Here is a 22209-nt window from a genome sequence, read left to right on the forward strand (position 1 = left end):
ACACCCAACCGGACTCCTCATGAGTGATCGGCTTGGATGGCGATGGGGACCGTACACGGTCCGAAGGCCGCACTACAAAGGCGTCTCACCGTGTACTTCCCGTGATCAAGACCCCTGAAAACCAGGAGTTTCCCGGCTTTCCGGCCGGACTCATGATCACGGAGAGTAGAGAGTCGGAAAACCGCACCTGTGATCGATCACACACCGGGACGCCCGGACCTCGCGCCGAGAATTCAGCGCAAAGCGAACATCCCCGTGTGCCGGGGCGCCGATCGACGGCATGATCTCAGACCGGCAGCGTGACCCGCATCACGAGCCCGCCCCCCTCGCGCGGCTGGGCGTAGATGTGCCCGCCGTGCGCCCGGGCCACGGACCGGACGATGGACAGGCCGAGGCCGACGCCCTTGTCGCTGCCCGTGCGCTCGGTGCGCAGCCGCCGGAACGGCTCGAAGAGGTTGTCGACCTCGTACGCCGGCACGACCGGGCCCGTGTTGGTGACCACCAGCACCGCCTGGCCGTGCTGGACCTCGGTGGTGACCTCCACCCAGCCGCCCTCGGGGACGTTGTAGCGCACGGCGTTCTGCACCAGGTTCAGGGCGATGCGCTCCAGCAGCACGCCGTTGCCCTGGACGACCGCGGGTCCGCGCTCGCCGCGCAGCTCCACGCCCTTGGCGTCCGCCTCGCCGCGCACCTGGTCGATGGCCTGCCCGGCGACCTCGGCGAGGTCCACGGGCTTGCGCTCGACGATCTGGTTGTCGCTGCGCGCGAGCAGCAGCAGGCCCTCCACGAGCTGCTCGCTGCGCTCGTTGGTGGCCAGCAGCGTCTTGCCGAGCTGCTGGAGCTCCACCGGCGCCTGCGGGTCGGACAGGTGCACCTCCAGCAGCGTGCGGTTGATCGCCAGCGGGGTGCGCAGCTCGTGCGAGGCGTTGCCGACGAACCGCTGCTGGGCGGTGAAGGCCCGCTGGAGGCGCTCCAGCATGTCGTCGAAGGTGTCGGCCAGCTCCTTGAGCTCGTCGTCCGGGCCGTCCAGCTCGATGCGGCGGGACAGGTCCGAGCCCGCCACCGCGCGGGCGGTGCGGGTGATCCGGCCGAGCGGGGACAGCACGCGCCCGGCCATGGCGTAGCCGAACGCGAAGGCGATCACCGCGAGGCCGAGCAGGGCCAGCAGGGAGCGGCTGAGCAGGTTGTCCAGGGCGTTCTGGCGCTGCTCGTTGACGCATTCGTTCATGGCGCTGTTGAAGGTGCTGGGCGAGGCCTGGTCGGGCAGGTTGCAGATCTCGCTGGTGACCTTGCCCTCGACGATCCTGAACGGCAGTTCGCTGCCCACGTTCAGCGCCTGGGCGGCCAGCAGGTAGATGATCGACAGCAGCAGGATGCCGGCGATCAGGAACATGCCGCCGTAGAGCAGCGTGAGTCTTATCCGGATCGTCGGGCGCAGCCAGGGGAAGGGCTGCACGGGCCTGCGGGGGTCCCAGGTGGGTTTGGGGGGCGCCTGGGGAGGCGCGGGGGTGGTGGCCACGGGGCATCAGATCCGGTAGCCGGAGCCGGGGACGGTGACGATGACCGGCGGCTCGCCCAGCTTGCGGCGCAGGGTCATGACCGTGACGCGCACGACGTTGGTGAACGGGTCGGTGTTCTCGTCCCAGGCCTTCTCCAGCAGCTGCTCCGCGGAGACCACCGCGCCCTCGCTGCGCATGAGGACCTCCAGCACGGCGAACTCCTTGGGCGCGAGCTGGACCTCCCTGCCGTCGCGGAAGACCTCGCGGCGGTTGGGGTCGAGCTTGATCCCGGCGCGCTCCAGCACGGGCGGCAGCGGCACGCTGGTGCGCCGCCCCAGGGCGCGCACGCGCGCGATCAGCTCGCTGAACGCGAACGGCTTGGGCAGGTAGTCGTCGGCGCCGATCTCCAGGCCCTCGACACGGTCGCTGACGTCACCGGACGCCGTGAGCATCAGCACGCGGGTGGGCATGCCGAGTTCGACGATCTTGCGGCAGACGTCGTCGCCGTGCACGAGCGGGAGGTCGCGGTCGAGGACGACCACGTCGTAGTCGTTGACGCCGATGCGCTCCAGGGCGGCCGCACCGTCGTACACGACGTCGACGGCCATGGCCTCCCGGCGCAGTCCGGTGGCCACCGCATCGGCGAGCAGCTGCTCGTCCTCGACGACGAGTACGCGCACGTCGCTTGTCCTTCCTCATGTCCGCCCGCGGACGCCGGACGGGGCGCGCGCGGGCAGGGGTCTTCGGGGGTGTGTGCCTCCATCCTGCCCTTTTCGGCCATAAGTCGGCGGTAAGGCGGGGTGAGCACAGGGTTGCGGGAAGGGGCGGGCGAGGGGAAGAAGAGATTTTCTCGTGCGGTTGAGGTTTCCGCGGAAGATGGCCCGGGGAGGACGGCTTTACATCCCGCGATCACGCTCTGCTTGTACCGCACCACCATGCGGTGCGGCATCCCTCCGCTTCCGCAGAGCGGCGTGGATGTCCGGCACCGTCGCCGCCCGGCCGACCGGCGCCGGGCACCCCTCGCAGACGTGATCGCCCCTTCCGAATGGCACACCCCCGTGCCAGCCGACCCACGACCCAGGACGAGGGGGCGCAGCATGGACGCATTCACCGCAGGACTTCTGCAGCGCATAAGGGCGACCGAGTCCGATCTGTCCCGGGCTCGCGACGAGGGCGACGAGTTCCTCGTCGAGGTGGAGCAGGGCGAGCTCGACGACCTGCGCCGCCTCGCCGCCGAGCACGGTGTGGAGGTCAGCGCGTTCAGCGTCTGATCCGCGCGTACGGCAGGGCCCCGGCGAATCCAGCGCCGGGGCCCTGTCGTGTCTGCGTACCCGGCCGCGCCGGCGTCCGGAACGCGGCCGGAACACCTCTTCCCGCCGGCGCCGGAGGCGTCCGCCCGGGCGTCAGTCGTGCCAGGCGCCGAAGTCCTCCAGCAGCCGCTGGAGGGGCTCGAAGACGCCGGGGGTACCCGCGACCGTCAGGTCGCGTGACGGGCGCTCTCCGGGCCGCCCACCGGTCAGCGCGCCCGCCTCCCGGGCGATCAGGTCGCCCGCCGCGACGTCCCACGCGTTCAGCCCGCGCTCGTAGTAGCCGTCGAGGCGGCCCGCGGCCACGTCGCACAGGTCGACCGCGGCCGAGCCCCCGCGCCGGATGTCCCGCAGCAGCGGGATCAGCCGCCGGGCGACCTCGGCCTGGTGGGCGCGGACCTCGGTGACGTAGTTGAAACCGGTGGAGACCAGGGCCTGCTCCAGGGGCGGCGCGGGGCGGCAGGCGAGCCTGCGCTCGCCGTCCCGGGCGTCGGTGGCCCAGGCGCCGCCGCCGCGGACCGCGTGGTACGTCTCGCCGCGCATCGGAGCCGCGACGACCCCGACGACGGTCTCGCCGTCCTGCTCGGCGGCGATGGAGACGGCCCAGGTGGGCAGCCCGTACAGGTAGTTGACCGTGCCGTCGAGCGGGTCGATCACCCAGCGCACGCCGCTGGTGCCCTCGGTGGCGGCCCCCTCCTCGCCGAGGATGCCGTCGTCGGGGCGGTGGTCGGCGATCAGGCCCGTGATCAGCTTCTCCGCCGCGATGTCCATCTCCGTGACGACGTCGATGGGGCTGGACTTGGTCGCGGCGACGGCGAGGTCGGCCGGGCGGCCGTCCCGCAACAGCTCGCCCGCGCGGCGGGCGGCCTCACGGGCCAGGTCGAGCAGGTCCGAGTGGAGGGGGTCGGTCACGGGGCTCCTCACGCGTAGGGGCTGTCGGCGCCGGCCGCGGCGGGCCGGGGGGCACGGGCGGGGCAGCAGCCCACCGGGCACAGCTGGTGGCTCGGGCCGAGCGCGCCCAGGGCGCACGGTGTGACCTGCTGCCCGCGCTCGGCCTGCGCGCGCTCCAGGACGAGCTCGCGGACGGCGGCGGCGAACCGCGGGTCGGCGCCGACGGTGGCCGAGCGGCGCATCGGCAGGCCCAGCTCCTCGGCCTTGGCCTTGGCCTCCGTGTCGAGGTCGTACAGGACCTCCATGTGGTCGGAGACGAAGCCGATGGGGGCGATCACGACGGCCGGGACGCCGGCGGCGTGCCGCTCCTCCAGGTGGTCGCAGATGTCCGGCTCCAGCCAGGGGATGTGCGGGGCGCCGGAACGGGACTGGTAGACGAGCTGCCAGGGGTGGTCGACGCCGGTGCGCTCGCGGACGGCGTCGGCGATCAGCCGCGCGACGTCCAGGTGCTGCCGGACGTAGGCCCCGCCGTCGCCGTGGCCCTCGACGGGACCGGAGGTGTCCGCGGCGGAGACCGGGATGGAGTGGGTCGAGAAGGCGATGTGGGCGCCGTCGCGGACGTCCTCGGGCAGCTCGGCGAGGGACCGGAGCACGCCGTCGACCATGGGCTCCACGAAGCCCGGGTGGTTGAAGTAGTGCCGCAGCTTGTCGACCGCGGGCAGCGGCAGGCCCTCCTGTTCGAGGGTCGCCAGCGCGTCCGCGAGGTTCTCGCGGTACTGGCGGCAGCCGGAGTACGAGGCGTAGGCGCTGGTGGCGAGGACGAGGACGCGGCGGCGGCCGTCGCGGACCATGTCGCGCAGCGTGTCCGTCAGGTAGGGGGCCCAGTTGCGGTTGCCCCAGTAGACCGGCAGGTCCAGGCCGTGCCCGGCGAAGTCCTTGCGCAGGGCGTCCAGCAGCGCGCGGTTCTGGTCGTTGATCGGGCTGACCCCGCCGAACATGAAGTAGTGCTGTCCGACCTCCTTCAGACGTTCCCGGGGGATGCCGCGCCCGCGCGTCACGTTCTCCAGGAACGGGACGACGTCGTCCGGGCCCTCCGGGCCGCCGAACGAGAGCAGGAGCAGGGCGTCGTAGGGAGTGGCGTCGTGGGGGGTGGCATCGAGCGCGTCTGACATGGGTCGATCCTCCCATCCGGCACCGACAGCCGGAAAACGGCGGGGGGTCCGGTACCGGCCGCGGTACCCGGAAAGCGGTGCGTTAGGGTCACCTAACCAGTAAGCTCTTTCGACTGCGGTCGCACCTTACTGAGCCTTTTCCCGCGCGCCCTTCGGAGAACCCGTTGCCCAGCCCCTACCGCGCCCTGTTCGCCGCCCCCGGCTCCAAGGGCTTCTCCGCCGCGGGCTTCCTCGGCCGCATGCCGCTGTCGATGATGGGCATCGGCGTGGTGACCATGGTCTCCCAGCTCACCGGCCGCTACGGCCTGGCCGGCGCCCTGTCGGCCACCATCGCGCTGGCCGCCGCGGTGGCGGGCCCGCAGGTCTCGCGCCTGGTCGACCAGTACGGGCAGCGGCGCGTGCTGCGCCCCGCCACCCTGCTCTCGCTCGTCGGGGCGGCCGGGCTGCTGTTCGCCGCGCACTACGGGTGGCCGGACTGGGTGCTGTACGTGTGCTGCGTCGGCGTCGGCTGCGTGCCGAGCGTCGGCGCGATGATCCGCGCCCGCTGGGCGGCCCTGTACCGGGGCACCCCGCAGCTGCACACCGCGTACTCCTTCGAGTCCGTGGTGGACGAGATCTGCTTCATCTTCGGGCCGATCATCTCCATCGGCCTGTCCACGGCGTGGTTCCCGGAGGCCGGTCCCCTGCTCGCCGCCTGCTTCCTGGCGGTCGGCGTCTTCTGGCTGACCGCGCAGCGCGCCACCGAGCCGGAACCGCACCCGCGCGGGAAGACGGGCGGCGGCGGCAGCGCGCTCCGCGCGCGCGGTCTGCAGGTCCTGGTGGCCACCTTCGTGGCGACCGGGGCGATCTTCGGTGCCGTCGACGTGGTCACGGTCGCCTTCGCCGAGGAGCGGGGGCACAAGGCCGCCGCGAGCCTGGTGCTCGCCCTGTACGCGGCCGGTTCCTGCGTGGCGGGCATGGTCTTCGGGCTGATGCGCTTCTCGGGAGCGCCGGAACGCCGGTGGCTGCTGGGCGTGTGCGCGATGGCCGTGAGTATGATCCCCCTCCTACTGGTCGGGAACCTGCCGTTTCTGGCCGTGGCGCTGTTCGTTGCGGGTCTGGCCATCGCTCCCACGATGATCACGACGATGTCCCTCATCGAAGAGCACGTACCACGCACGCAGTTGACCGAGGGCATGACCTGGGTGAGCACCGGACTCGCGGTCGGGGTCGCGCTCGGTTCCTCGGTGGCCGGCTGGGTGATCGACGCGGCCGGGGCGCGTGCCGGGTACGTGGTGCCGGCGGTCGCCGGGGCCGTCGCGGTCGCGGTCGGTTTCCTCGGGTACCGCCGGCTGCGCAGGCCGGCTCCGGGTCGGGGAGGCTCCGTTGGGCAGCACAGCGAGCGGGAACAACGGCACGTGGCGTAACTGGGGCGGCAACGTCGTCGCACGACCCGCGCGGGAGGTCGCCCCCGCCTCCGTCGAGGAACTGGCCGAGGCGGTACGCCGGGCCGCCGAGGACGGCCTCCAGGTGAAGGCCGTCGGCAGCGGCCACTCGTTCACGTCCATAGCGAGCACCGACGGCCTGTTGATACGCCCTCATCTGCTGACGGGCATACGCCACGTCGACCGGGAGGCCATGACGGTCACGGTGGAGGCCGGCACCCCGCTCAAGAGGCTCAACGTGGCCCTCGCGCGCGAGGGCCTGTCGCTGACGAACATGGGCGACATCATGGAGCAGACCGTCTCCGGGGCCGTCAGCACCGGCACGCACGGCACGGGCCGCGACTCCGGTTCGATCGCGGCGCAGATCCGCGCCCTGGAGCTGGTCACCGCCGACGGCTCCGTCCTGACCTGTTCCGAGGAGGAGAACCCGGAGGTCTTCGCGGCCGCCCGGATCGGTCTGGGGGCGCTCGGCGTCGTCACCGCGATCACGTTCGCGGTGGAGCCGGTCTTCCTGCTCACGGCCCGCGAGGAGCCGATGCCGCTCGACCGGGTCCTCGCCGACTTCGACGAACTGTGGGCCGAGAACGAGCACTTCGAGTTCTACTGGTTCCCGCACACCGGCAGCACCACCACCAAGCGCAACAACCGCAGCGCCGGCCCCGAGCGGCCCGTGCCGCGGCTCAAGGGCTGGTTCGAGGACGAGTTCCTGTCCAACGGCGTCTTCCAGGTGGCCAACTGGGTGGGCCGCGCGGTCCCCGCCGCCGTCCCCGCGATCGCCCGGATCTCCGGCAGCGCCCTGTCGGCGCGGACCTACACCGACATCCCGTACAAGGTCTTCACCTCCCCGCGCCGGGTGCGCTTCGTGGAGATGGAGTACGCCGTTCCGCGCGAGGCCGTCGTCGGCGCGCTGCACGAGCTGAGGGCCCTGATCGACCGCTCGGGGCTGCGGATCAGCTTCCCCGTGGAGGTGCGGACCGCCCCGGCCGACGACATCACGCTGTCCACGGCGTCGGGACGCGACAGCGCCTACATCGCGGTCCACATGTTCCGGGGGACGCCCTACCAGCGGTACTTCACCGCCGCCGAGCGCATCTTCACCGCGCACGAGGGGCGCCCGCACTGGGGCAAGGTGCACACGCGGGACGCCGAGTACCTCTCCGAGATGTACCCGCGCTTCGGCGAGTTCACGGCGCTGCGCGACCGTCTCGACCCGGACCGGCGCTTCCAGAACGCCTACCTGCGGAGGGTCCTCGGGGCGTAGCCGGTACGCTCACCCGCGCGGGACGGGCACGCACGAGCGAAGCCATTGGTTCCCTTTCTGGCGATTGCGTGAAGTTCGCCACGTTCCGAGACCGGAAAACCGGGCAGGGGGCGGCCAAGTCGCACGCCTTGACAGAAGTTGGGCGGCGCGCCCATCCACGCAGGTGGTCCGAATGGAGTACTGTTGCGAGCCCTGGGTGCGGGCTCCCGTCAGGGTGCACGGACCTCGGAGGACCGCCGGGAGGGGGCTAGTTGCACAGGGTGACGGTGTTGGTCACTTAGCGTTGCGAATAGGTAACCGTGCCATAACGGCGTTCCAGGGCCCGCGCCCGACACGCCGGGCAACTCGGCAAGGTTGTGGCAGGCTGCACCCGGGCAGGCCACACTCGACTAGCGGAAGCAGCGACGCACGTGACGTCGGCAGGCACCACCCGGGAGGTCCCCATGCCCGAACTGCGTGTCGTGGCCGTCTCGAATGACGGCACACGGCTGGTGCTGAAGGCTGCGGACAGCACGGAGTACACGCTTCCGATCGACGAACGGCTCCGCGCCGCCGTGCGCGGCGACCGTCCCCGCCTCGGCCAGATCGAGATCGAGGTGGAGAGCCACCTCCGCCCCCGCGACATCCAGGCGCGTATACGAGCCGGCGCGACCGCGGAAGAGGTCGCGCAGATGGCCGGCATCCCCGTCGACCGCGTCCGCCGCTTCGAGGGCCCGGTGCTCGCCGAACGCGCCTTCATGGCGGAGCGGGCCCGCAAGACCCCCGTCCGGCGTCCCGGGGAGAACTCCGGCCCGCCGCTGGGCGAGGCCGTCCAGGAGCGGCTGCTGCTGCGCGGCGCGGACAAGGACACCGTCCAGTGGGACTCCTGGCGCCGTGACGACGGCACCTGGGAGGTCCTGCTGGTCTACCGGGTCGCGGGCGAACCGCACTCGGCGAGCTGGACGTACGACCCGCCGCGGCGGCTCGTGCAGGCCGTCGACGACGAGGCGCGCTCGCTGATCGGCGAGTCCGACGACCTCGCCGCGCCCGAGCCCAGCTTCCCGTTCGTGCCGCGCATCGCCCGGCTGCCCCGCGACCGCCCGCTGGACCGTCCCGCCGACCGCGAGCGGCCGAGCCTGCCCGCACCGGTGCCCGAGCCGGCCGAGGAGGGCGCGGGCGAACGCGACTCGCTGACCAGCCTGCTGGAGGCGGTGCCGAGCTTCCGCGGCGATCTCGTGGTCCCCGAGCGGGCGCCCGACTCCGACGAGGAGCCGACGGAGAACGAAGCCGAGGCGGAGGAACCCCCGGCGCCCGCGGCCTCGGCCGGATCCGCCTACGCGGACGTCCTCATGCCGCGCTCCGTCGGCAGCCACCGCGACCGCCTGGTCGGCGCCACCGACCGCCAGGCCGAGGCGGACGGCGTCCGCCCGGGCCGCCGTGCGGCGGTGCCGAGTTGGGACGAGATCGTCTTCGGGACGCGGCGCAAGAAGCAGGAGTAGAAGCAGGAGCAGGAGCGGGCGGGCTCACGGAGTCGCACGAAGGGCCGCGGCCGGTCGGCCGCGGCCCTTCGCCGTACCCGCGTTCCCGCGGAAGGCTCGCGCTACTGCGGGTCCGGTCCCGTGGCGACCGGACGGTCCGGGTCCGAGGACCACTCCGACCAGGAACCGACGTACAGCGCCGCCGGGATGCCCGCGACCGCAAGGGCCAGCACCTCGTGCGCGCCGGAGACGCCCGAGCCGCAGTACACGCCGACGTCCGCGCCGTCGGACACGCCCAGGTCCTCGAAGCGGGACCGCAGTTCCCCGGCGGGCAGGAAGCGGCCGTCCGGGCCGACGTTCTGCGTCGTCGGCGCGGAGACCGCGCCCGGGATGTGCCCGCCCACCGGGTCGATCGGCTCCACCTCTCCCCGGTAGCGCTCCCCCGCCCGGGCGTCCAGCAGCACCCCGGACCGGGCCAGGGCCGCCGCCGCGTCGGCGTCGAGCAGCCCCGACGCCGCCGGACGCGGCTCGAAGTCGCCCTCGGCGGGCGCCGGGACGTCCGTCGTCAGCGCTCCCTCCCAGGCCGGCAGCCCGCCGTCGAGGACGCGCACGTCCGGGTGACCCGTCCAGCGCAGCAGCCACCACGCCCGGGCGGCCGCCCAGCCCTGCCCGCCGTCGTAGGCCACCACCGGACGTCCGGGCGACACGCCCGCCCGGCGCATCGCGGCGCCGAACCCCGCGAGGTCGGGCAGCGGATGCCGGCCGGCCCCGCCCGGCGCGCCCGCCAACTCCCGGTCCAGATCGACGAAGACGGCCCCGGGGAGGTGTCCGGCCGCGTACTCGGCCCGCCCGTCGAACGGCGGCTCGCCGGCCGCGCTGAGCTGCCAGCGGACGTCGAGCAGGACGGGCGGGTTCGGGCCCGCCAGGGCCTCGGCGAGTTCCGGTGCGGAGATGATGGCGTTCATGGCCCCATCCTCGCGCACGGGCCGGCCGGGCGTCCCCGCTCCGGCAGCTCCGCGACCGGAGCGTCCTGAATACGGCCTGTACGGGAACGGACACATGCTGTACAGCTGATCGACACACGTCAGCGAGCGCGCCGCGACGGACCGGAGCCCCGCATCGGGCATCCTCCGGGCAGGGGCCGCCACGCGGGGCGTGCCCGACTCGCCGCGCCACGGCCGGTGCGAGCTTCGGCACCGGATCCGTCGGGCGGACGCGCACGGCCCCGGCGGGGCCGAGGAGAGCACGGCCACCGCGGGGCCGAGAAGAGAGTGACGATGACCGACGCATCGGGGTCCGCCCGCCCGAACGGCGAAGCGCCCGCTCGGCACACGCCCGGCACACCCTGCTGGGCGAGTCTGATGGTGCACGGACCGGCCGCCACCCAGGAGTTCTACGGAGCGCTGTTCGGCTGGGAGTTCCAGCCGGGCCCGCAGCAGCTCGGCCCCTGCCTGCGGGCCCTGCTGGGCGGACGCGAGGTGGCCGGCATCGGCCACCTGCCGCCGGACCTCCACCTGCCCGTCGCCTGGACGCCCCACTTCGCCTCCGACGACGTGGACCTGACCGCCGAGAGCGTCCGGCTGCGCGGCGGCACCATCGGGGTCGGCCCGCTGGACGCCGCCGACGCCGGCCGCCTGGCGATCGGCTCCGACCCGTCGGGGGCGGTGTTCGGCATCCGGCAGGCGCCCGCCCACCACGGCACCGCCGTCTCGGACGTGCCCGGCACCCCGGTCTGGAACGAACTGGTCACCTTCGAGTCGGAGAACATCGCCAAGTTCTACGCCACGGTGTTCGGTTACGAGGAGGAGCCGGACGTCTCCGTCGACCACGACCACGTCACCCTGCGCCTCGACGGCCGCCCGGTCGCCGCCGTCCACGGCCGGGGGCGCGCCCTGGCCCACGACCGGGGCGCGCACTGGACGACGTACTTCCGGGTGGCGGACACCGACGACGCCCTGGAGCAGGTGCGGCGCCTGGGCGGCCACGTGGCCGGAGCGGCCCGGGACACCCCCCGGGGCCGGGTGGCCGCGGTGACGGATCCGGAAGGGGCCCGCTTCTCGCTGCTGGGTCCGCGCTGAACGGGCCCGCGACGGGGTGCGCTCAGGCGTGCGGCACCGGCAGCACGTCCGGGGAGAGCGCCGCCGCGCGGGCCGTCGCTGCGGTCATGCGGCGGCGGTGGTGGCGGCGGCACAGCACCTCGTAGCCGACCTCGTCGGCGGAGTCGGTGACGTCGCCCACGACCACCTGGGCGCCCTCGACGACCATGACGCCGCCGACCGTGCGGGCGTTGTGCGTGGCGCGGGCGCCGCACCAGCACAGGGCCTCGACCTGGAGCACCTCGACGCGGTCCGCCAGCTCCACCAGCCGCTGGGAGCCGGGGAACAGCTTGGAGCGGAAGTCCGTCGTGATGCCGAAGGCGTAGACGTCGACGCTCAGGTCGTCGACCACGCGCGCGAGCTGGTCGATCTGCTCCGGCGCGAGGAACTGGGCCTCGTCGGCGATCACGTAGTCCGCGCGTCCGCCCTGCGAGAGGTGGTCGACGAGGTGCGCGTAGAGGTCCATGTCGTCCGCCACCTCGACCGCGTCCGTGACCAGGCCGAGGCGTGAGGACAGCTTGCCCTCACCGGCACGGTCGTTGCGGGTGAGGATCATGCCCACGAGGCCGCGCGCCGAGCGGTTGTGCTCGATCTGGAGAGCAAGCGTCGACTTCCCGCAGTCCATCGTTCCGGAGAAGAAGACCAGCTCGGACATGGGGAGTTGAGCACCTTTCGGCGGAGGGGCGGGGCGGTGGGGGCGGTTCAGGAGCGTACTTCGAGCAGGGGGACCAGCTGCTCGGCAGGGGTCATGGAACCGTGGTTGCCGACCATCGCCGACTCCTTCGGCTCCCGCTCGGAGGCGATCAGCAGCACGTCGTCGCGCGCGGCGGCGACCACGTCGCCGATGCGGTGGTACACCCGCTCGTCGACCTGCGGGCCGAACCAGCCCGCCGCGATCGCCTCGTCCCGCGAGGCCACCCAGAACTGCTCGCCGAGCACCTCGCGCCAGCAGGTCAGCACGTCGTTCTCGGCGCCCCGCACGGCGTAGACGTGCCGGGCGCGTCCCTCGCCGCCGAGCAGGGCGACACCGGCGCGCAGCTCCCAGTCCTCGTCGAAGTCGATGCGGTGCTGCTCGTCGAACGGCACGTCGATCATGCCGTGGTCGGCGGTGACGTAGAGGGCGCTGCGCGGCGGCAGTTGCTCGGCCAGGCGCTGGACCAGGCGGTCGACGTGCATCAGCTGGCCGCGCCAGGTGTCGGAGTCGACGCCGTGGCGGTGGCCGGCGCCGTCGAGCTCGGCGTAGTACGTGTAGACCAGGGCGCGGTCGCCGGCGGCGAGTTGCTCGGCCGCCAGGTCCATGCGCTCCTCGCCGGACAGCCGCCCGTGGAAAGTGCCGCCGCTGAGCGCGACCTTGGTCAGCGGGGTGGTCTCGAAGGCCGGGGAGGACACCTGGGCGGCGTGCACCCCGGCCTCGTGGGCCAGCTGGAAGACCGTGGGGTACGGCTGCCAGGGGCGCGGCGGGGCCCACGGCTGCCAGCGCAACTGGTTCATCAGCTCGCCGGTGTCCGGGTTGCGCACGGTGTAGCCGGGCAGGCCGTGGGCGCCCGGCGGCAGGCCGGTGCCGACGGAGGCGAGGGAGGTCGCCGTGGTCGCCGGGTAACCGGCGGTGAGGGGCCGGCCCGTGCCGCCGCGCGAGCCGGCCAGGAGGGACGCCATGAAAGGGGCCTCGTCGGGGTGCGCCCCCAGCTGCTCCCAGCCGAGGCCGTCGATGAGGAACACGCAGGCGCGGTCGGCGGGCGCCAGCTCCTCGATCCCGCCGGTCATGCCGGGCACGCCCATGCCGGCGGCGAGCGTGGGCAGCAGGTCGGCGAGCGAGCCGGTGCCGTAGGCGGGCACGGGCGCGGAGTCGACGGCGAGCGGTTCCGGGTGGTGGTCCCAGGAGGCGAGGTGCGTCATCAGCGGGTGACGTCCGCGGTCGCCTCGGAGAGGGCCTGCGCGAAGGCGAGCGCCTGGCGCACGGTCTCCGGGCCGTCCCCGGCCTCGCTGACGCGCAGGCTGAGGTCGTCGGCCGTCGAGCTGCCCGTGTAACCGTGGTCGGCATCGCAGTTGGGGTCGCCGCAGGCGGCGGGCTCCAGGTCGATGCGGGAGACGGCGCCCCAGCCGATGGTGAGCACCACCTCGCGGGGCAGGGTGCCCGGGGTGTACTGCTCCGGGTTCCCGACCACCCGGCTGACCACGATGGACGAGATCCGGCCGAGCTTGACGGACTCCGTGGACGTTGTCGCGTACGGGGTCGGCGAGGTGGTGTCGGCGGTCTGCTCGTCGGTGTGGCTGACGATGAAGCGGTGGTCGGTGAGGACCAGCACGGTCACGTGCCGCCGCACCTCGTTCTGGTCGAACGTCGTCTCCTGGTGGACCAGGTACGACCGGATGGGCTCGCCGCCCACGGCGGCCTCCACCGCTTCGGCCACGAGAGCCGGGTAGTAGCCGCTGCGCTCGATCGCCGTGCGCAGCCCCTGGGTCGTCGTACTGGTCTTGGCCATGACGCCCATCCTACGGCGGGCCACTGACTGCGAGGCACCGCTCGCCCGCCGTGCGCACCCGGGGAGGAGGTGGGGGAAGGATCCGCGGGCCTCAGTACGCGGGGAGGGTCCGCGGGCCCAGGTCGTCGCGGGCGGGGGGCGGCGCCAGGCGTACGGAGGCGCCGAGCACGCTCAGCCCGCGCGGGGCGACGACGACCGGCTCCAGGGTGACCGCGACGACCTCCGGGTGGTCGTCGACCAGCCGGGACACGCGCAGCAGCAGCTCCTCCAGCGCCGGGGTGTCGACCGGCGCCGAACCGCGCCAGCCGAACAGGAGCGGGGAGGTCCGGATCGACCGGATCAGCGAGGTCGCCTCCCGGTCGGTGACCGGGACCAGCCGGTGCGCCATGTCCCCGAGCAGCTGGGAGGCGGCCCCGGCCAGCCCGAAGGAGAGCACCGCCCCGGCCGCCGGGTCGATGACGGCCCGTACGACGGTGTCGACGCCGCGCGGCGCCATCCGCTGCACCACCGGGCGCACCTCCTCGGGCCTGCCGAAGAGGTCCGTCAGCTCGGCGTACGCCCGCCGCAGTTGCTCCTCGTCCGTGAGGTCCAGGCGGACGCCGCCCAGGTCGGCGCGGTGCCGCAGGTGCGGGGCGGTGGCCTTGAGGGCGACGGGGTAGCCGAGGGCGCGCGCCGCGTCGGCGGCGGCGTCGGCCGTCGGGGCGACCAGGGCGCGGTGCACGTCGATGCCGTACATGCCGAGCAGGTCGCAGGTCGCCTCGGTGCCGAGCGTGAGGCCCTGCCCGCGCGTGAGCAGGCCGTCGATCAGCCGGGCGGCGGCCTTCTCGTCGATGTCCTCGTACTCGGGCACCTTGCCGGGCTCGGCGGCCTCCCGCCGCCACTGGGCGTACGTCACCGCCTGGGCGAGGGCGCGCACGGCGCGCTCGGCGGCGGGGTAGGCGGGGATGAGGCGGGCTCCCTCGGGGGCCTCGACCGCGGACGGCGGACGCCGGTCCGGCGGGAGGGTCTGGGCACCGCCCGGGGTGGCGGCCCCGGCCTGGGGCGCGGTGCTCGCCGCGGCGGACAGCGCCTGGGCCAGTCCGCCGAGCTCCACGTGGACCACGAGGACCGGCTTGGAGGGGACCGCGGCGGCGGCCGACCGCAGGGCCTGTGCGAGGGCCGCGTCCCAGGCCGCGCTCTCCCCCACGGTCGGTATCGCGGTCACCACGACCGCGTCGCAGGTGTCGTCGGCCAGCGCCCGGGACAGCGCCGCGTGGAAGTCCGCCGGCGTGGCCGCGGTGGTCAGGTCCAGCGGGCGGTGGGGCCGCAGCCCTTCGGCGAGGCACGCGTCGTAGCTGAGCAGTCCCAGCGACTCGGAGTTGCCGAGGATGGCCACCCGGGGCCCGGCGGGCAGGGGCTGGCGGGCGAGCAGCAGGCCCGCGTCGACGAGGTCGGTGATGGTGTCGACGCGGATCACGCCGGCCTGCCGCAGCAGCGCCGAGACGGTGGCGTGCGGCAGCCGGGTCGCGCGCACGGCGTGTCCCTGGGGGGCCGCTCCGTGCCGGGCGCCCTGGACCACGACCAGCGGCTTGGCGGCGGCCGTGCGGCGTGCGAGGCGGGTGAACTTGCGGGGGTTTCCGATGGACTCCAGGTACATGAGGACCACGTCGGTGTCGGGGTCCTCGTACCAGTACTGCAGGAGGTCGTTGCCGGAGACGTCGGCCCGGTTGCCGGAGGAGACGAAGGTGGAGACGCCGGTGACGCCGGTGACGCCGCCGCCGCGCCGGTGCAGCCGGGACAGCAGCGCGATGCCGATGGCCCCGGACTGCGCGAACAGGCCGATCCGGCCGGGGCGCGGCATCTCGGGGGCCAGTGAGGCGTTCAGCCGGACCTGCGCGGAGGTGTTGATGACCCCGAAGGCGTTGGGCCCGATGATCCGCATGCCGTACGCGCGCGCGTGCCGGACGAGGGCGCGCTGGCGCTCGCGCCCCTCGGGGCCGCTCTCGGCGTACCCGGCGGAGAGCACCACCAGTCCCTGCACGCCGTGCTCGCCGCACTCGGTGACCACGTCGGGGACCTGCTCGGCCGGGACCGCGACGACCGCGAGGTCGACGGGGGCGTCGATGTCCCGCACCGAGCGGTAGGCGGGCACCCCGTCGAGCTCCTCCTGCTTCCCGGGCAGCGCACGGTTCACGGCGTACAGGCGGCCGGTGAAGCCGGCGTCGCGGATGTTGCCGAGCACGCTGCGGCCCACGCCGCCGGGGGCGCGGCCGGTGCCGACGACGGCGACCGAGCCGGGCGCGAGGAGCCGCTGCACCGACCGGGCCTCGGCGCGCTGCTCGCGCGCGTACTGCACGGCCACCGAGCGGTCCGTGGGTTCGAGGTCGAACTCCAGGCGGACGACGCCGTCCTCGAAGCTGCGCTTCTGGGTGTACCCGGCGTCGGTGAACACCTTGATCATCTTGGTGTTGGCGGGCAGCACCTCGGCGGCGAAGCGGCGGATGCCGCGCTCCCGGGCGACGGCCGCGACGTGTTCGAGGAGCGCGGAGGCGACGCCCCGGCCCTGGTGGGCGTCCTGCACCAGGAAGGCGACCTCGGCCTCGTCGGCGGGCGCGGACGCGGGCATCCCGTCGGCGCCGATCCGGTCGTAGCGTACGGTGGCGATGAACTCGCCGCCGATCGTGGCCGCGAGTCCCACCCGGTCCACGAAGTCGTGGTGCGTGAAGCGGTGGACGTCCTTCGCGGACAGGCGCGGGTAGGGCGCGAAGAAGCGGTAGTACTTCGACTCGTCCGACACCTGCTCGTAGAAGCTGACCAGGCGGTCCGCGTCGTCGACGGTGATGGGGCGGACACGGGCGGTGCCGCCGTCGCGCAGCACCACGTCGGCTTCCCAGTGGGCGGGGTACTCGTGCCGGTCCGACGAGGTCTGCATGGGCCCCAGAGTACGGCTCGCGTCCGGCAGCGGCGCGGGGCAGTCTGTGGAGGACGGAGGTTCGGGCCGAGGCCGCGGCCCGATCGCCGCCGTCCCGGCGGGGACGCGCGTCCCTTCCGGGCTTCACGTTGTGGGAAACTGGTCTAGACAACCCTGAACACCGAAGGGCAGCAACACATGGCTGAGCGCCGCGTCAACGTCGGCTGGGCCGAGGGCCTCCACGCCCGCCCCGCCTCCATCTTCGTCCGAGCCGCCACGGCCGCAGGCGTCCCGGTGACGATCGCCAAGGCAGGCGGCAACCCCGTCAACGCGGCCTCCATGCTGGCCGTCCTCGGCCTCGGCGCCCAGGGCGGCGAGGAGATCGTCCTCGCCTCCGACGCCGAGGGCGCGGACGCCGCCCTGGACCGGCTGGCCAAGCTGGTCGCCGAGGGTCTCGAGGAGCTCCCCGAGACCGTCTGAGCCGCAGCGCGGCAAGGGGCCGGGCCGTGTCGTCCTTTTCGGGCGGCGCGGCCCGGCCGTTTTTCACGGCGGGCGCCCGAGAAATTCGAGGGCACACACGGGGCGCACGCGGAAAAGGGCAGCGGAAATAACCCCCGCGAATACCACTTCTTTGTATACGGCGCCCGTGTTAATACCGCAGATTCGGCGTGTTTACGGGATGTTGCGAATTCCTCACACGCTCCGCGCGGTCGCCGCCCGGGCCCGGCCGCAGCCGGTGCGCGGCGGTCGCGCGCTCGGTGTGCAGCGCCGTGAGCGCCCGCGCGCGCTCGCTGTCGCCGCGCGCCACCGCGTCCACGATCGCGCCGTGCTCCGCCCAGGAGTCCGCGGGGCTGGCCGACGCCTCCACGGAGTACATCCAGGCGATCTTGTGGCGCAGCTGGGTCAGCATCGCCGTCAGGGCGGGGCTGCCGCAGGCCTGCGCGAGCGTCTCGTGGAACCAGCCGCCCAGGGAGCGCAGGTCCTCGCTGTTGCCCCGGCGGGCCCGCTCCTGCCCCAGCCGGACCAGGCCGCGCAGCACCTTGAGATGGGCCTCGGTGCGGCGCTGGGCGGCCCGGGAGGCCCCGAGGGGCTCCAGGAGCATGCGCATCTCCAGCAGGTCGCCGGCCTCCTGCTCGGTGGGTTCCGCGACGCACGCGCCCGCGTGCCGCCGGGTCACCACGAAGCCCTCGGCCTCCAGGGTGCGCAGGGCCTCCCGGACGGGCACGCGCGAGACGCCGTAGCGGCGGGCGAGCAGTTCCTCGGTGAGCCGGCTGCCGCGCTCGTAGACACCCGCGACGATGTCGTCCCGGATCGCCGTGCACACCGAGTGCGCCGGAATACGCATGACCGACCTCCGCCTTAATCCCCGTGAAACGTCGACGATGGACGCGTGTTCCGTGACTCTATTGCAATGAGCCGGAATTTCCGACGGCGGGCCGGAATCCATGGATATTTTTTGGACAACCGGCCGTTTCGGCCGGCCGTTCCGGAACGGCGAAAGCCCCGGCTCGGGGAGCCGGGGCCGTGCGGAGCGGGCGTCCGCCGGCGTGCGCGCGCCGGGACGGAGCTCGTCTCAGAGGTTCACGCCGTGCGCGCGGAGGTAGGCGACGGGGTCGATGTCCGAGCCGTACTCGGCGCTCGTACGGGCCTCGAAGTGCAGGTGCGCGCCGGTGACGTTGCCGGTCGCGCCGGACAGGCCGATCCGCTGGCCGGGGACGACCTGCTGGCCCACCGTGACGCCGACCGACGACAGGTGCCCGTACTGGGTGTAGGTGCCGTCGTTCATCCGGATGACGACCTGGTTGCCGTAGGCCCCGCCCCAGCCGGCCTCGACGACGGTGCCCATGCCGACCGCCTGGACGGGGGTGCCGCTCGCGGCGTGGAAGTCGACGCCGGTGTGGCTGCCGGAGGACCAGACGGCGCCGCCGGCCCGGTAGCCGGTGGAGACGTAGGAGCCGGCGATGGGCGACACGAACGTGTTGAGGCGCTTGCGCTCGGCCTCCCGGGCGGCGCGCTCCTTGGCCTCACGGGCCTTCTCGGCGGCCGCGGCGGCCTTCTCGCGCGCGGCCTCCTCGGCGGCCCTGCGCTCGGCCTCGGCCTCCTCGGCGGCCTGCTTCTGGGCGGCGGCCTGGGCGTCGACCTGCTCGGCCACGGAGTCGCCGATGGTGACGACGGGGGTGAGCGCGGTCTGCTCGACGACGGGCTCGGAGGCGGCGAAGGCCGGGGCCGCGACGGAGCCGACCACGCCGGTGGTGGCGAGGGCGGCGACGCCCGCCGCGCGGGCGGTGCCGCGCTGCACGCGGCTGGGACGGCGGTGCTTCCCGGTGGCGCGGGTGAACGCCATGAAGTGTGTGGGTCCTTTCCTTCCTTCTCGCCTACCGGGTTAGCTGACGGGTTCGGAGCAGGAAGGTCTCCTACGGACCCCCTCGCGGCTCGCGCGGGCGTCCGATTCACCCCGGGGGACGTGGTGCGATGGGTCCCCGGCTCCCCTGGCTCGCGCCGTACGGGGACTCGGCGATGACTGCCCGCTGCCGCGGGTGCGGCGCACTGCCTGACGAACAGCCGGGACGAAGCTAAGCGGGCCGACTTTCAATTCCCAAACGAATCGCGGCTTTTGTAGCGCATCCCACAGGCCAGACAGGCAACTCCTGCCCCAATTCGGGCATAAGGAAGCCCTGGCGACTCCGTGTCACCAGGGCTCCCCGCGCACGTGCCCCTACTCGGCGGGGACCACGGTGACTTCGCCGATGCCGAGGGCCGCCACGGGCTCCTCGATGCGGCTCGCGTCGCCGACGAGGACGGTCACCAGCCGGTCCACCGGGAAGGCGCTCACGGCCGCCGCGGTGGCCTCCACGGTGCCGGTCGCGGCGAGCTGCCGGTACAGCGAGGCCTGGTAGTCGTCGGGCAGGTGCTGCTCGACCTGGTCGGCCAGCGTGCTCGCGACGGCCGCCGCGGTCTCGTACTTCAGCGGCGCCACCCCCACCAGGTTCTGCACGGCCACGTCGCGCTCGGCGTCGGTGAGCCCTTCCGCGGCCAGCGTGCGCAGCACCGCCCACAGGTCCTGCAGGGCGGGGCCGGTGTTCGGGGTGTCCACCGAGCCGCTGATGGCGAGCATCGCGGCACCCGTGCCCTCCGGGGTGGAGCGCAGAACCTGCGCGAACGACCGCACGCCGTAGGTGTAGCCCTTCTCCTCGCGCAGGACGCGGTCCAGGCGGGAGGTGAGGGTGCCGCCGAGGCAGTACGTGCCGAGCACCTGCGCGGGCCAGACGCGGTCGTGCCGGTCCGGGCCGATCCGGCCGATCAGCAGCTGCGTCTGGACGGCGCCGGGACGGTCCACGATGACGACGCGTCCGGTGTCGTCGGCGGTGACCGGCGGCACCGGCCGCGGGTCGGCCGCGGAACCGGTCCACGCGCCGAGCGTGTCGCCGAGCAGCGCGTCGAGGTCGATGCCGGTGAGGTCGCCGACGACCACGGCGGTGGCCGTGGCGGGGCGGACGTGCCGGTCGTAGAAGGCGCGGACGGCCGCGGAGTCGATCTCGGCGACCGTCTCCTCGGTGCCCTGCCGGGGCCGCGACATGCGCGAGTCCGCCGGGAAGAGCTGCCGGGAGAGCTCCTTGGCGGCCCGCCGGGAGGGGTTGGCCAACTCGTGCGGGATCTCGTCGAGGCGGTTGCGCACCAGCCGCTCGACCTCGCTGTCCGCGAAGGCGGGCGCCCGGAGCGCGTCGGCGATCAGGCCGAGCGCCTTGGCGAGGCGGGAGGCCGGCACCTCCAGGCTCAGCCGGACGCCCGGGTGGTCGGCGTGCGCGTCGAAGGTGGCGCCGCAGCGCTCCAGCTCGGCGGCGAACTCCTCGGCGGAGTGCTTGTCGGTGCCCTCGGAGAAGGCCCGCGCCATGATCGTGGCGACGCCGTCGAGACCGGCCGGCTCGGCGTCCAGGGGCGCGTCCAGGAGCACCTCCACGGCGACGACCTGCTGGCCGGGACGGTGGCAGCGCAGCACCGTGAGCCCGTTGCCGAGGGCGCCGCGCTCGGGCGCGGGGAACGCCCAGAGCCGGGGCTCGCCCGCCTGCGGCCGGGGGTGGAACTCCATCGGGGCGAGCTCGGTCACTTCGCCGCCTCCTCGTTGTCGTCGGTGGCTTCCACGGTCGCCGCGGACCGGGGGTCTTCGGTGCGCTCCGCTTCCTCGGCGTGCTCCGGGTCGGCGGGGGCGGTCGGCTCGTAGACGAGCACCGCGCGGTTGTCGGGCCGCAGGCGGGCCGCGGCGATCTCCCGGACCTCCTCGGGCGTCACCTCCAGCACCCGCTGGACGGCGGTCAGGGCGAGCTGCGGGTCGCCGAACAGCACGGCGTACCGGCACAGTTCGTCGGCGCGGCCCGCGACGGTGCCGAGCCGGTCCAGCCACTCGCGCTCCAACTGGGCCTGGGCGCGCTCCATCTCCTCGGCCGTGGGGCCCTCCGCGGCGAACCGGGCGAGCTCCTCGTCGATGGCGGCCTCGATGACCGGCACCTCCACGTCGCCGGACGTCTTCACGTCCAGCCAGCCCAGGGAGGGCGCCCCGGCGAGCCGCAGCAGGCCGAAGCCGGCCGCCACCGCCGTGCGGTCGCGCCGCACCAGCCGGTTGTACAGGCGGGAGGACTCGCCGCCGCCGAGGACGGTGAGCGCCAGGTCGGCCGCGTCGCACGCGCGCGTGCCGTCGTGCGGCAGGCGGTAGGCCGCCATGAGGGCGCGCGCCGGGACCTCCTCCTCGACGACCTCGCGCAGCTGCTCGCCGATGACGTCGGGCAGCGAGCCGTCGCGCGGGGCGGGCTTGCCGTCGTGGGCGGGGATGGAGCCGAAGTACTTCTCGATCCAGGCGAGGGTCTGCTCGGGGTCGATGTCGCCGACGACCGACAGCACCGCGTTGTTCGGCGCGTAGTACGTGCGGAAGAACGCGCGCGCGTCCTCCAGGGTCGCCGCGTCCAGGTCGGCCATGGAGCCGATCGGCGTGTGGTGGTAGGGGTGGCCCTCCGGGTAGGCGAGGGCGGTCAGCTTCTCGAACGCGGTGCCGTAGGGGACGTTGTCGTAGCGCTGCCGGCGCTCGTTCTTGACGACGTCGCGCTGGTTCTCCATGGACTCGTCGTCCAGGGCGGCCAGCAGGGAGCCCATGCGGTCGGCCTCCAGCCAGAGGGCGAGCTCCAGCTGGTGGGCGGGCATGGTCTCGAAGTAGTTGGTCCGCTCGAAGCTGGTCGTGCCGTTCAGCGAGCCGCCCGCGCCCTGGACGAGCTCGAAGTGGCCGTTGCCCTTGACCTGGGCGGATCCCTGGAACATGAGGTGCTCGAAAAGGTGAGCCAGGCCGGTGCGCCCCTTGACTTCGTGGCGCGAGCCGACGTCGTACCAGAGGCACACCGCCGCGACCGGGGTCAGGTGGTCCTCGGAGAGCACCACGCGCAGGCCGTTGGCCAGGCGGTGCTCGGTCGCTGTCAGGCCCCCGGAGCCTGCCTGGGTTGTGGCCGTGTGACCCATGGGCATGTACGTCCTCTCGATCGCCGAGCGGTCGTCGAAACCGCCGTTTTCCTGCCGGTCCTGCCACTGTATGCAAGCGTGCGGGACCCTGGTGGAGTTCCCGGGCGGCGTACGCCCACAGCGAGATCGGCACGACCACGGGCGGACCGCGTAGCCTGCGGACACTGCCAGTGCGGGGCCGCCGATGCCGGGTCCTGGTCCGCGCTGTCAGTGCCGCGGTCCACAATGGT

At 73.6% G+C, this 22209-nt stretch carries 19 protein-coding genes and 1 riboswitch; of the genes, 6 read left to right on the forward strand and 13 right to left on the reverse strand.

What is annotated here, in order from left to right; genetic code table 11:
- Window positions 1-286: 286 nt before the first annotated feature.
- Both ACIF8T_RS15415 and ACIF8T_RS15420 read right to left on the reverse strand, forming a co-directional pair.
- Window positions 287-1519 carry a sensor histidine kinase gene (locus ACIF8T_RS15415; protein WP_400035131.1) on the reverse strand — a complete coding sequence of 411 codons (1233 nt, stop codon included), beginning with the start codon at window positions 1517-1519 and terminating at the stop codon, window positions 287-289.
- A 6-nt stretch (window positions 1520-1525) separates the two neighbouring features.
- A complete protein-coding gene (locus ACIF8T_RS15420; RefSeq protein WP_010353034.1) occupies window positions 1526-2179 on the reverse strand; it encodes a response regulator transcription factor in 654 nt (217 codons plus the stop codon).
- 417 nt (window positions 2180-2596) lie between these two features.
- Here ACIF8T_RS15420 and ACIF8T_RS15425 point away from each other — a divergent pair, with 417 nt between their 5' ends.
- Window positions 2597-2770, forward strand: a complete 174-nt coding sequence (locus tag ACIF8T_RS15425; RefSeq protein WP_400035134.1) for a hypothetical protein — start codon at window positions 2597-2599, stop codon at window positions 2768-2770.
- Window positions 2771-2902: 132 nt separating this feature from the next.
- On the opposite strand, the gene ACIF8T_RS15430 is transcribed toward ACIF8T_RS15425, so the two are convergent.
- Window positions 2903-3718, reverse strand: coding sequence for an inositol monophosphatase family protein (locus ACIF8T_RS15430; protein WP_400035136.1), 816 nt, complete (start codon window positions 3716-3718; stop codon window positions 2903-2905).
- Window positions 3719-3726: 8 nt separating this feature from the next.
- On the reverse strand, window positions 3727-4869 hold the full coding sequence (locus ACIF8T_RS15435) for a ferrochelatase (RefSeq protein WP_400035138.1): 1143 nt from the start codon (window positions 4867-4869) through the stop codon (window positions 3727-3729).
- A 164-nt stretch (window positions 4870-5033) separates the two neighbouring features.
- On the opposite strand from ACIF8T_RS15435, the gene ACIF8T_RS15440 reads away from it, so the two are divergent.
- From ACIF8T_RS15440 to sepH, 3 genes are all read left to right on the forward strand, one after another.
- Window positions 5034-6275 (forward strand): MFS transporter, encoded by a 1242-nt coding sequence (locus ACIF8T_RS15440; RefSeq protein WP_400035140.1) that lies wholly within the window; start codon window positions 5034-5036, stop codon window positions 6273-6275.
- Entirely contained in the window at window positions 6235-7554 is a 1320-nt protein-coding gene (locus ACIF8T_RS15445; protein WP_400035142.1) for a D-arabinono-1,4-lactone oxidase, read from the forward strand. Before ACIF8T_RS15440 ends, ACIF8T_RS15445 begins: the two co-directional genes overlap by 41 nt.
- Before the next feature lie 443 nt (window positions 7555-7997).
- Complete coding sequence (sepH, locus tag ACIF8T_RS15450; RefSeq protein ID WP_400035144.1) at window positions 7998-9032, forward strand: septation protein SepH; 1035 nt, start codon at window positions 7998-8000, stop codon at window positions 9030-9032.
- Between the two features lie 101 nt (window positions 9033-9133).
- Here sepH and ACIF8T_RS15455 read toward each other — a convergent pair whose 3' ends face one another.
- Window positions 9134-9976 (reverse strand): sulfurtransferase, encoded by an 843-nt coding sequence (locus ACIF8T_RS15455; protein WP_400035146.1) that lies wholly within the window; start codon window positions 9974-9976, stop codon window positions 9134-9136.
- Between the two features lie 312 nt (window positions 9977-10288).
- On the opposite strand from ACIF8T_RS15455, the gene ACIF8T_RS15460 reads away from it, so the two are divergent.
- Window positions 10289-11089 (forward strand): VOC family protein, encoded by an 801-nt coding sequence (locus tag ACIF8T_RS15460; RefSeq protein WP_400035148.1) that lies wholly within the window; start codon window positions 10289-10291, stop codon window positions 11087-11089.
- 22 nt (window positions 11090-11111) lie between these two features.
- Here ACIF8T_RS15460 and ACIF8T_RS15465 read toward each other — a convergent pair whose 3' ends face one another.
- The 4 genes from ACIF8T_RS15465 to ACIF8T_RS15480 all read right to left on the reverse strand — a co-directional run bounded on the left by ACIF8T_RS15465 (window position 11112) and on the right by ACIF8T_RS15480 (window position 16501).
- Window positions 11112-11762 carry a thymidine kinase gene (locus ACIF8T_RS15465; protein WP_400035150.1) on the reverse strand — a complete coding sequence of 217 codons (651 nt, stop codon included), beginning with the start codon at window positions 11760-11762 and terminating at the stop codon, window positions 11112-11114.
- Window positions 11763-11809: 47 nt separating this feature from the next.
- Window positions 11810-13003, reverse strand: coding sequence for an alkaline phosphatase family protein (locus tag ACIF8T_RS15470; protein ID WP_400035152.1), 1194 nt, complete (start codon window positions 13001-13003; stop codon window positions 11810-11812).
- Window positions 13003-13590 carry a DUF5998 family protein gene (locus ACIF8T_RS15475; protein ID WP_400035154.1) on the reverse strand — a complete coding sequence of 196 codons (588 nt, stop codon included), beginning with the start codon at window positions 13588-13590 and terminating at the stop codon, window positions 13003-13005. The genes ACIF8T_RS15470 and ACIF8T_RS15475 overlap by 1 nt, the downstream gene beginning before the upstream one ends.
- Before the next feature lie 91 nt (window positions 13591-13681).
- A complete protein-coding gene (locus ACIF8T_RS15480) occupies window positions 13682-16501 on the reverse strand; it encodes a GNAT family N-acetyltransferase (protein WP_400035156.1) in 2820 nt (939 codons plus the stop codon).
- A 177-nt stretch (window positions 16502-16678) separates the two neighbouring features.
- On the opposite strand from ACIF8T_RS15480, the gene ACIF8T_RS15485 reads away from it, so the two are divergent.
- Entirely contained in the window at window positions 16679-16960 is a 282-nt protein-coding gene (locus ACIF8T_RS15485; RefSeq protein ID WP_030563197.1) for an HPr family phosphocarrier protein, read from the forward strand.
- Window positions 16961-17129: 169 nt separating this feature from the next.
- Here ACIF8T_RS15485 and ACIF8T_RS15490 read toward each other — a convergent pair whose 3' ends face one another.
- The 4 genes from ACIF8T_RS15490 to ACIF8T_RS15505 form a co-directional block, all read right to left on the reverse strand.
- Window positions 17130-17825 carry a GntR family transcriptional regulator gene (locus ACIF8T_RS15490; RefSeq protein WP_400035158.1) on the reverse strand — a complete coding sequence of 232 codons (696 nt, stop codon included), beginning with the start codon at window positions 17823-17825 and terminating at the stop codon, window positions 17130-17132.
- A 228-nt stretch (window positions 17826-18053) separates the two neighbouring features.
- Window positions 18054-18824, reverse strand: coding sequence for a M23 family metallopeptidase (locus ACIF8T_RS15495; protein WP_400035160.1), 771 nt, complete (start codon window positions 18822-18824; stop codon window positions 18054-18056).
- 14 nt (window positions 18825-18838) lie between these two features.
- Window positions 18839-19007, reverse strand: a riboswitch (cyclic di-AMP (ydaO/yuaA leader).
- A 189-nt stretch (window positions 19008-19196) separates the two neighbouring features.
- On the reverse strand, window positions 19197-20585 hold the full coding sequence (locus tag ACIF8T_RS15500) for a M16 family metallopeptidase (protein ID WP_400035162.1): 1389 nt from the start codon (window positions 20583-20585) through the stop codon (window positions 19197-19199).
- Window positions 20582-21985 (reverse strand): M16 family metallopeptidase, encoded by a 1404-nt coding sequence (locus ACIF8T_RS15505; protein ID WP_400035164.1) that lies wholly within the window; start codon window positions 21983-21985, stop codon window positions 20582-20584. Before ACIF8T_RS15505 ends, ACIF8T_RS15500 begins: the two co-directional genes overlap by 4 nt.
- Window positions 21986-22209 lie beyond the last annotated feature (224 nt).

It is taken from the genome of Streptomyces sp. NPDC085946, from assembly GCF_044540485.1.
In the GTDB taxonomy this organism is placed as follows: Bacteria; Actinomycetota; Actinomycetes; order Streptomycetales; family Streptomycetaceae; genus Streptomyces.

Bases quoted from the DNA above. Each gene is read 5' to 3' on its own strand.
- ACIF8T_RS15505 (WP_400035164.1), bottom strand. From the start codon at position 21,985: ATGCCCATGGGTCACACGGCCACAACCCAGGCAGGCTCCGGGGGCCTG.
- ACIF8T_RS15485 (WP_030563197.1), top strand. From the start codon at position 16,679: ATGGCTGAGCGCCGCGTCAACGTCGGCTGGGCCGAGGGCCTCCACGCC.
- ACIF8T_RS15425 (WP_400035134.1), top strand. From the start codon at position 2,597: ATGGACGCATTCACCGCAGGACTTCTGCAGCGCATAAGGGCGACCGAG.
- ACIF8T_RS15435 (WP_400035138.1), bottom strand. From the start codon at position 4,869: ATGTCAGACGCGCTCGATGCCACCCCCCACGACGCCACTCCCTACGAC.
- ACIF8T_RS15495 (WP_400035160.1), bottom strand. From the start codon at position 18,824: ATGGCGTTCACCCGCGCCACCGGGAAGCACCGCCGTCCCAGCCGCGTG.
- ACIF8T_RS15465 (WP_400035150.1), bottom strand. From the start codon at position 11,762: ATGTCCGAGCTGGTCTTCTTCTCCGGAACGATGGACTGCGGGAAGTCG.
- ACIF8T_RS15455 (WP_400035146.1), bottom strand. From the start codon at position 9,976: ATGAACGCCATCATCTCCGCACCGGAACTCGCCGAGGCCCTGGCGGGC.
- sepH (WP_400035144.1), top strand. From the start codon at position 7,998: ATGCCCGAACTGCGTGTCGTGGCCGTCTCGAATGACGGCACACGGCTG.
- ACIF8T_RS15470 (WP_400035152.1), bottom strand. From the start codon at position 13,003: ATGACGCACCTCGCCTCCTGGGACCACCACCCGGAACCGCTCGCCGTC.
- ACIF8T_RS15475 (WP_400035154.1), bottom strand. From the start codon at position 13,590: ATGGCCAAGACCAGTACGACGACCCAGGGGCTGCGCACGGCGATCGAG.
- ACIF8T_RS15460 (WP_400035148.1), top strand. From the start codon at position 10,289: ATGACCGACGCATCGGGGTCCGCCCGCCCGAACGGCGAAGCGCCCGCT.
- ACIF8T_RS15480 (WP_400035156.1), bottom strand. From the start codon at position 16,501: ATGCAGACCTCGTCGGACCGGCACGAGTACCCCGCCCACTGGGAAGCC.
- ACIF8T_RS15490 (WP_400035158.1), bottom strand. From the start codon at position 17,825: ATGCGTATTCCGGCGCACTCGGTGTGCACGGCGATCCGGGACGACATC.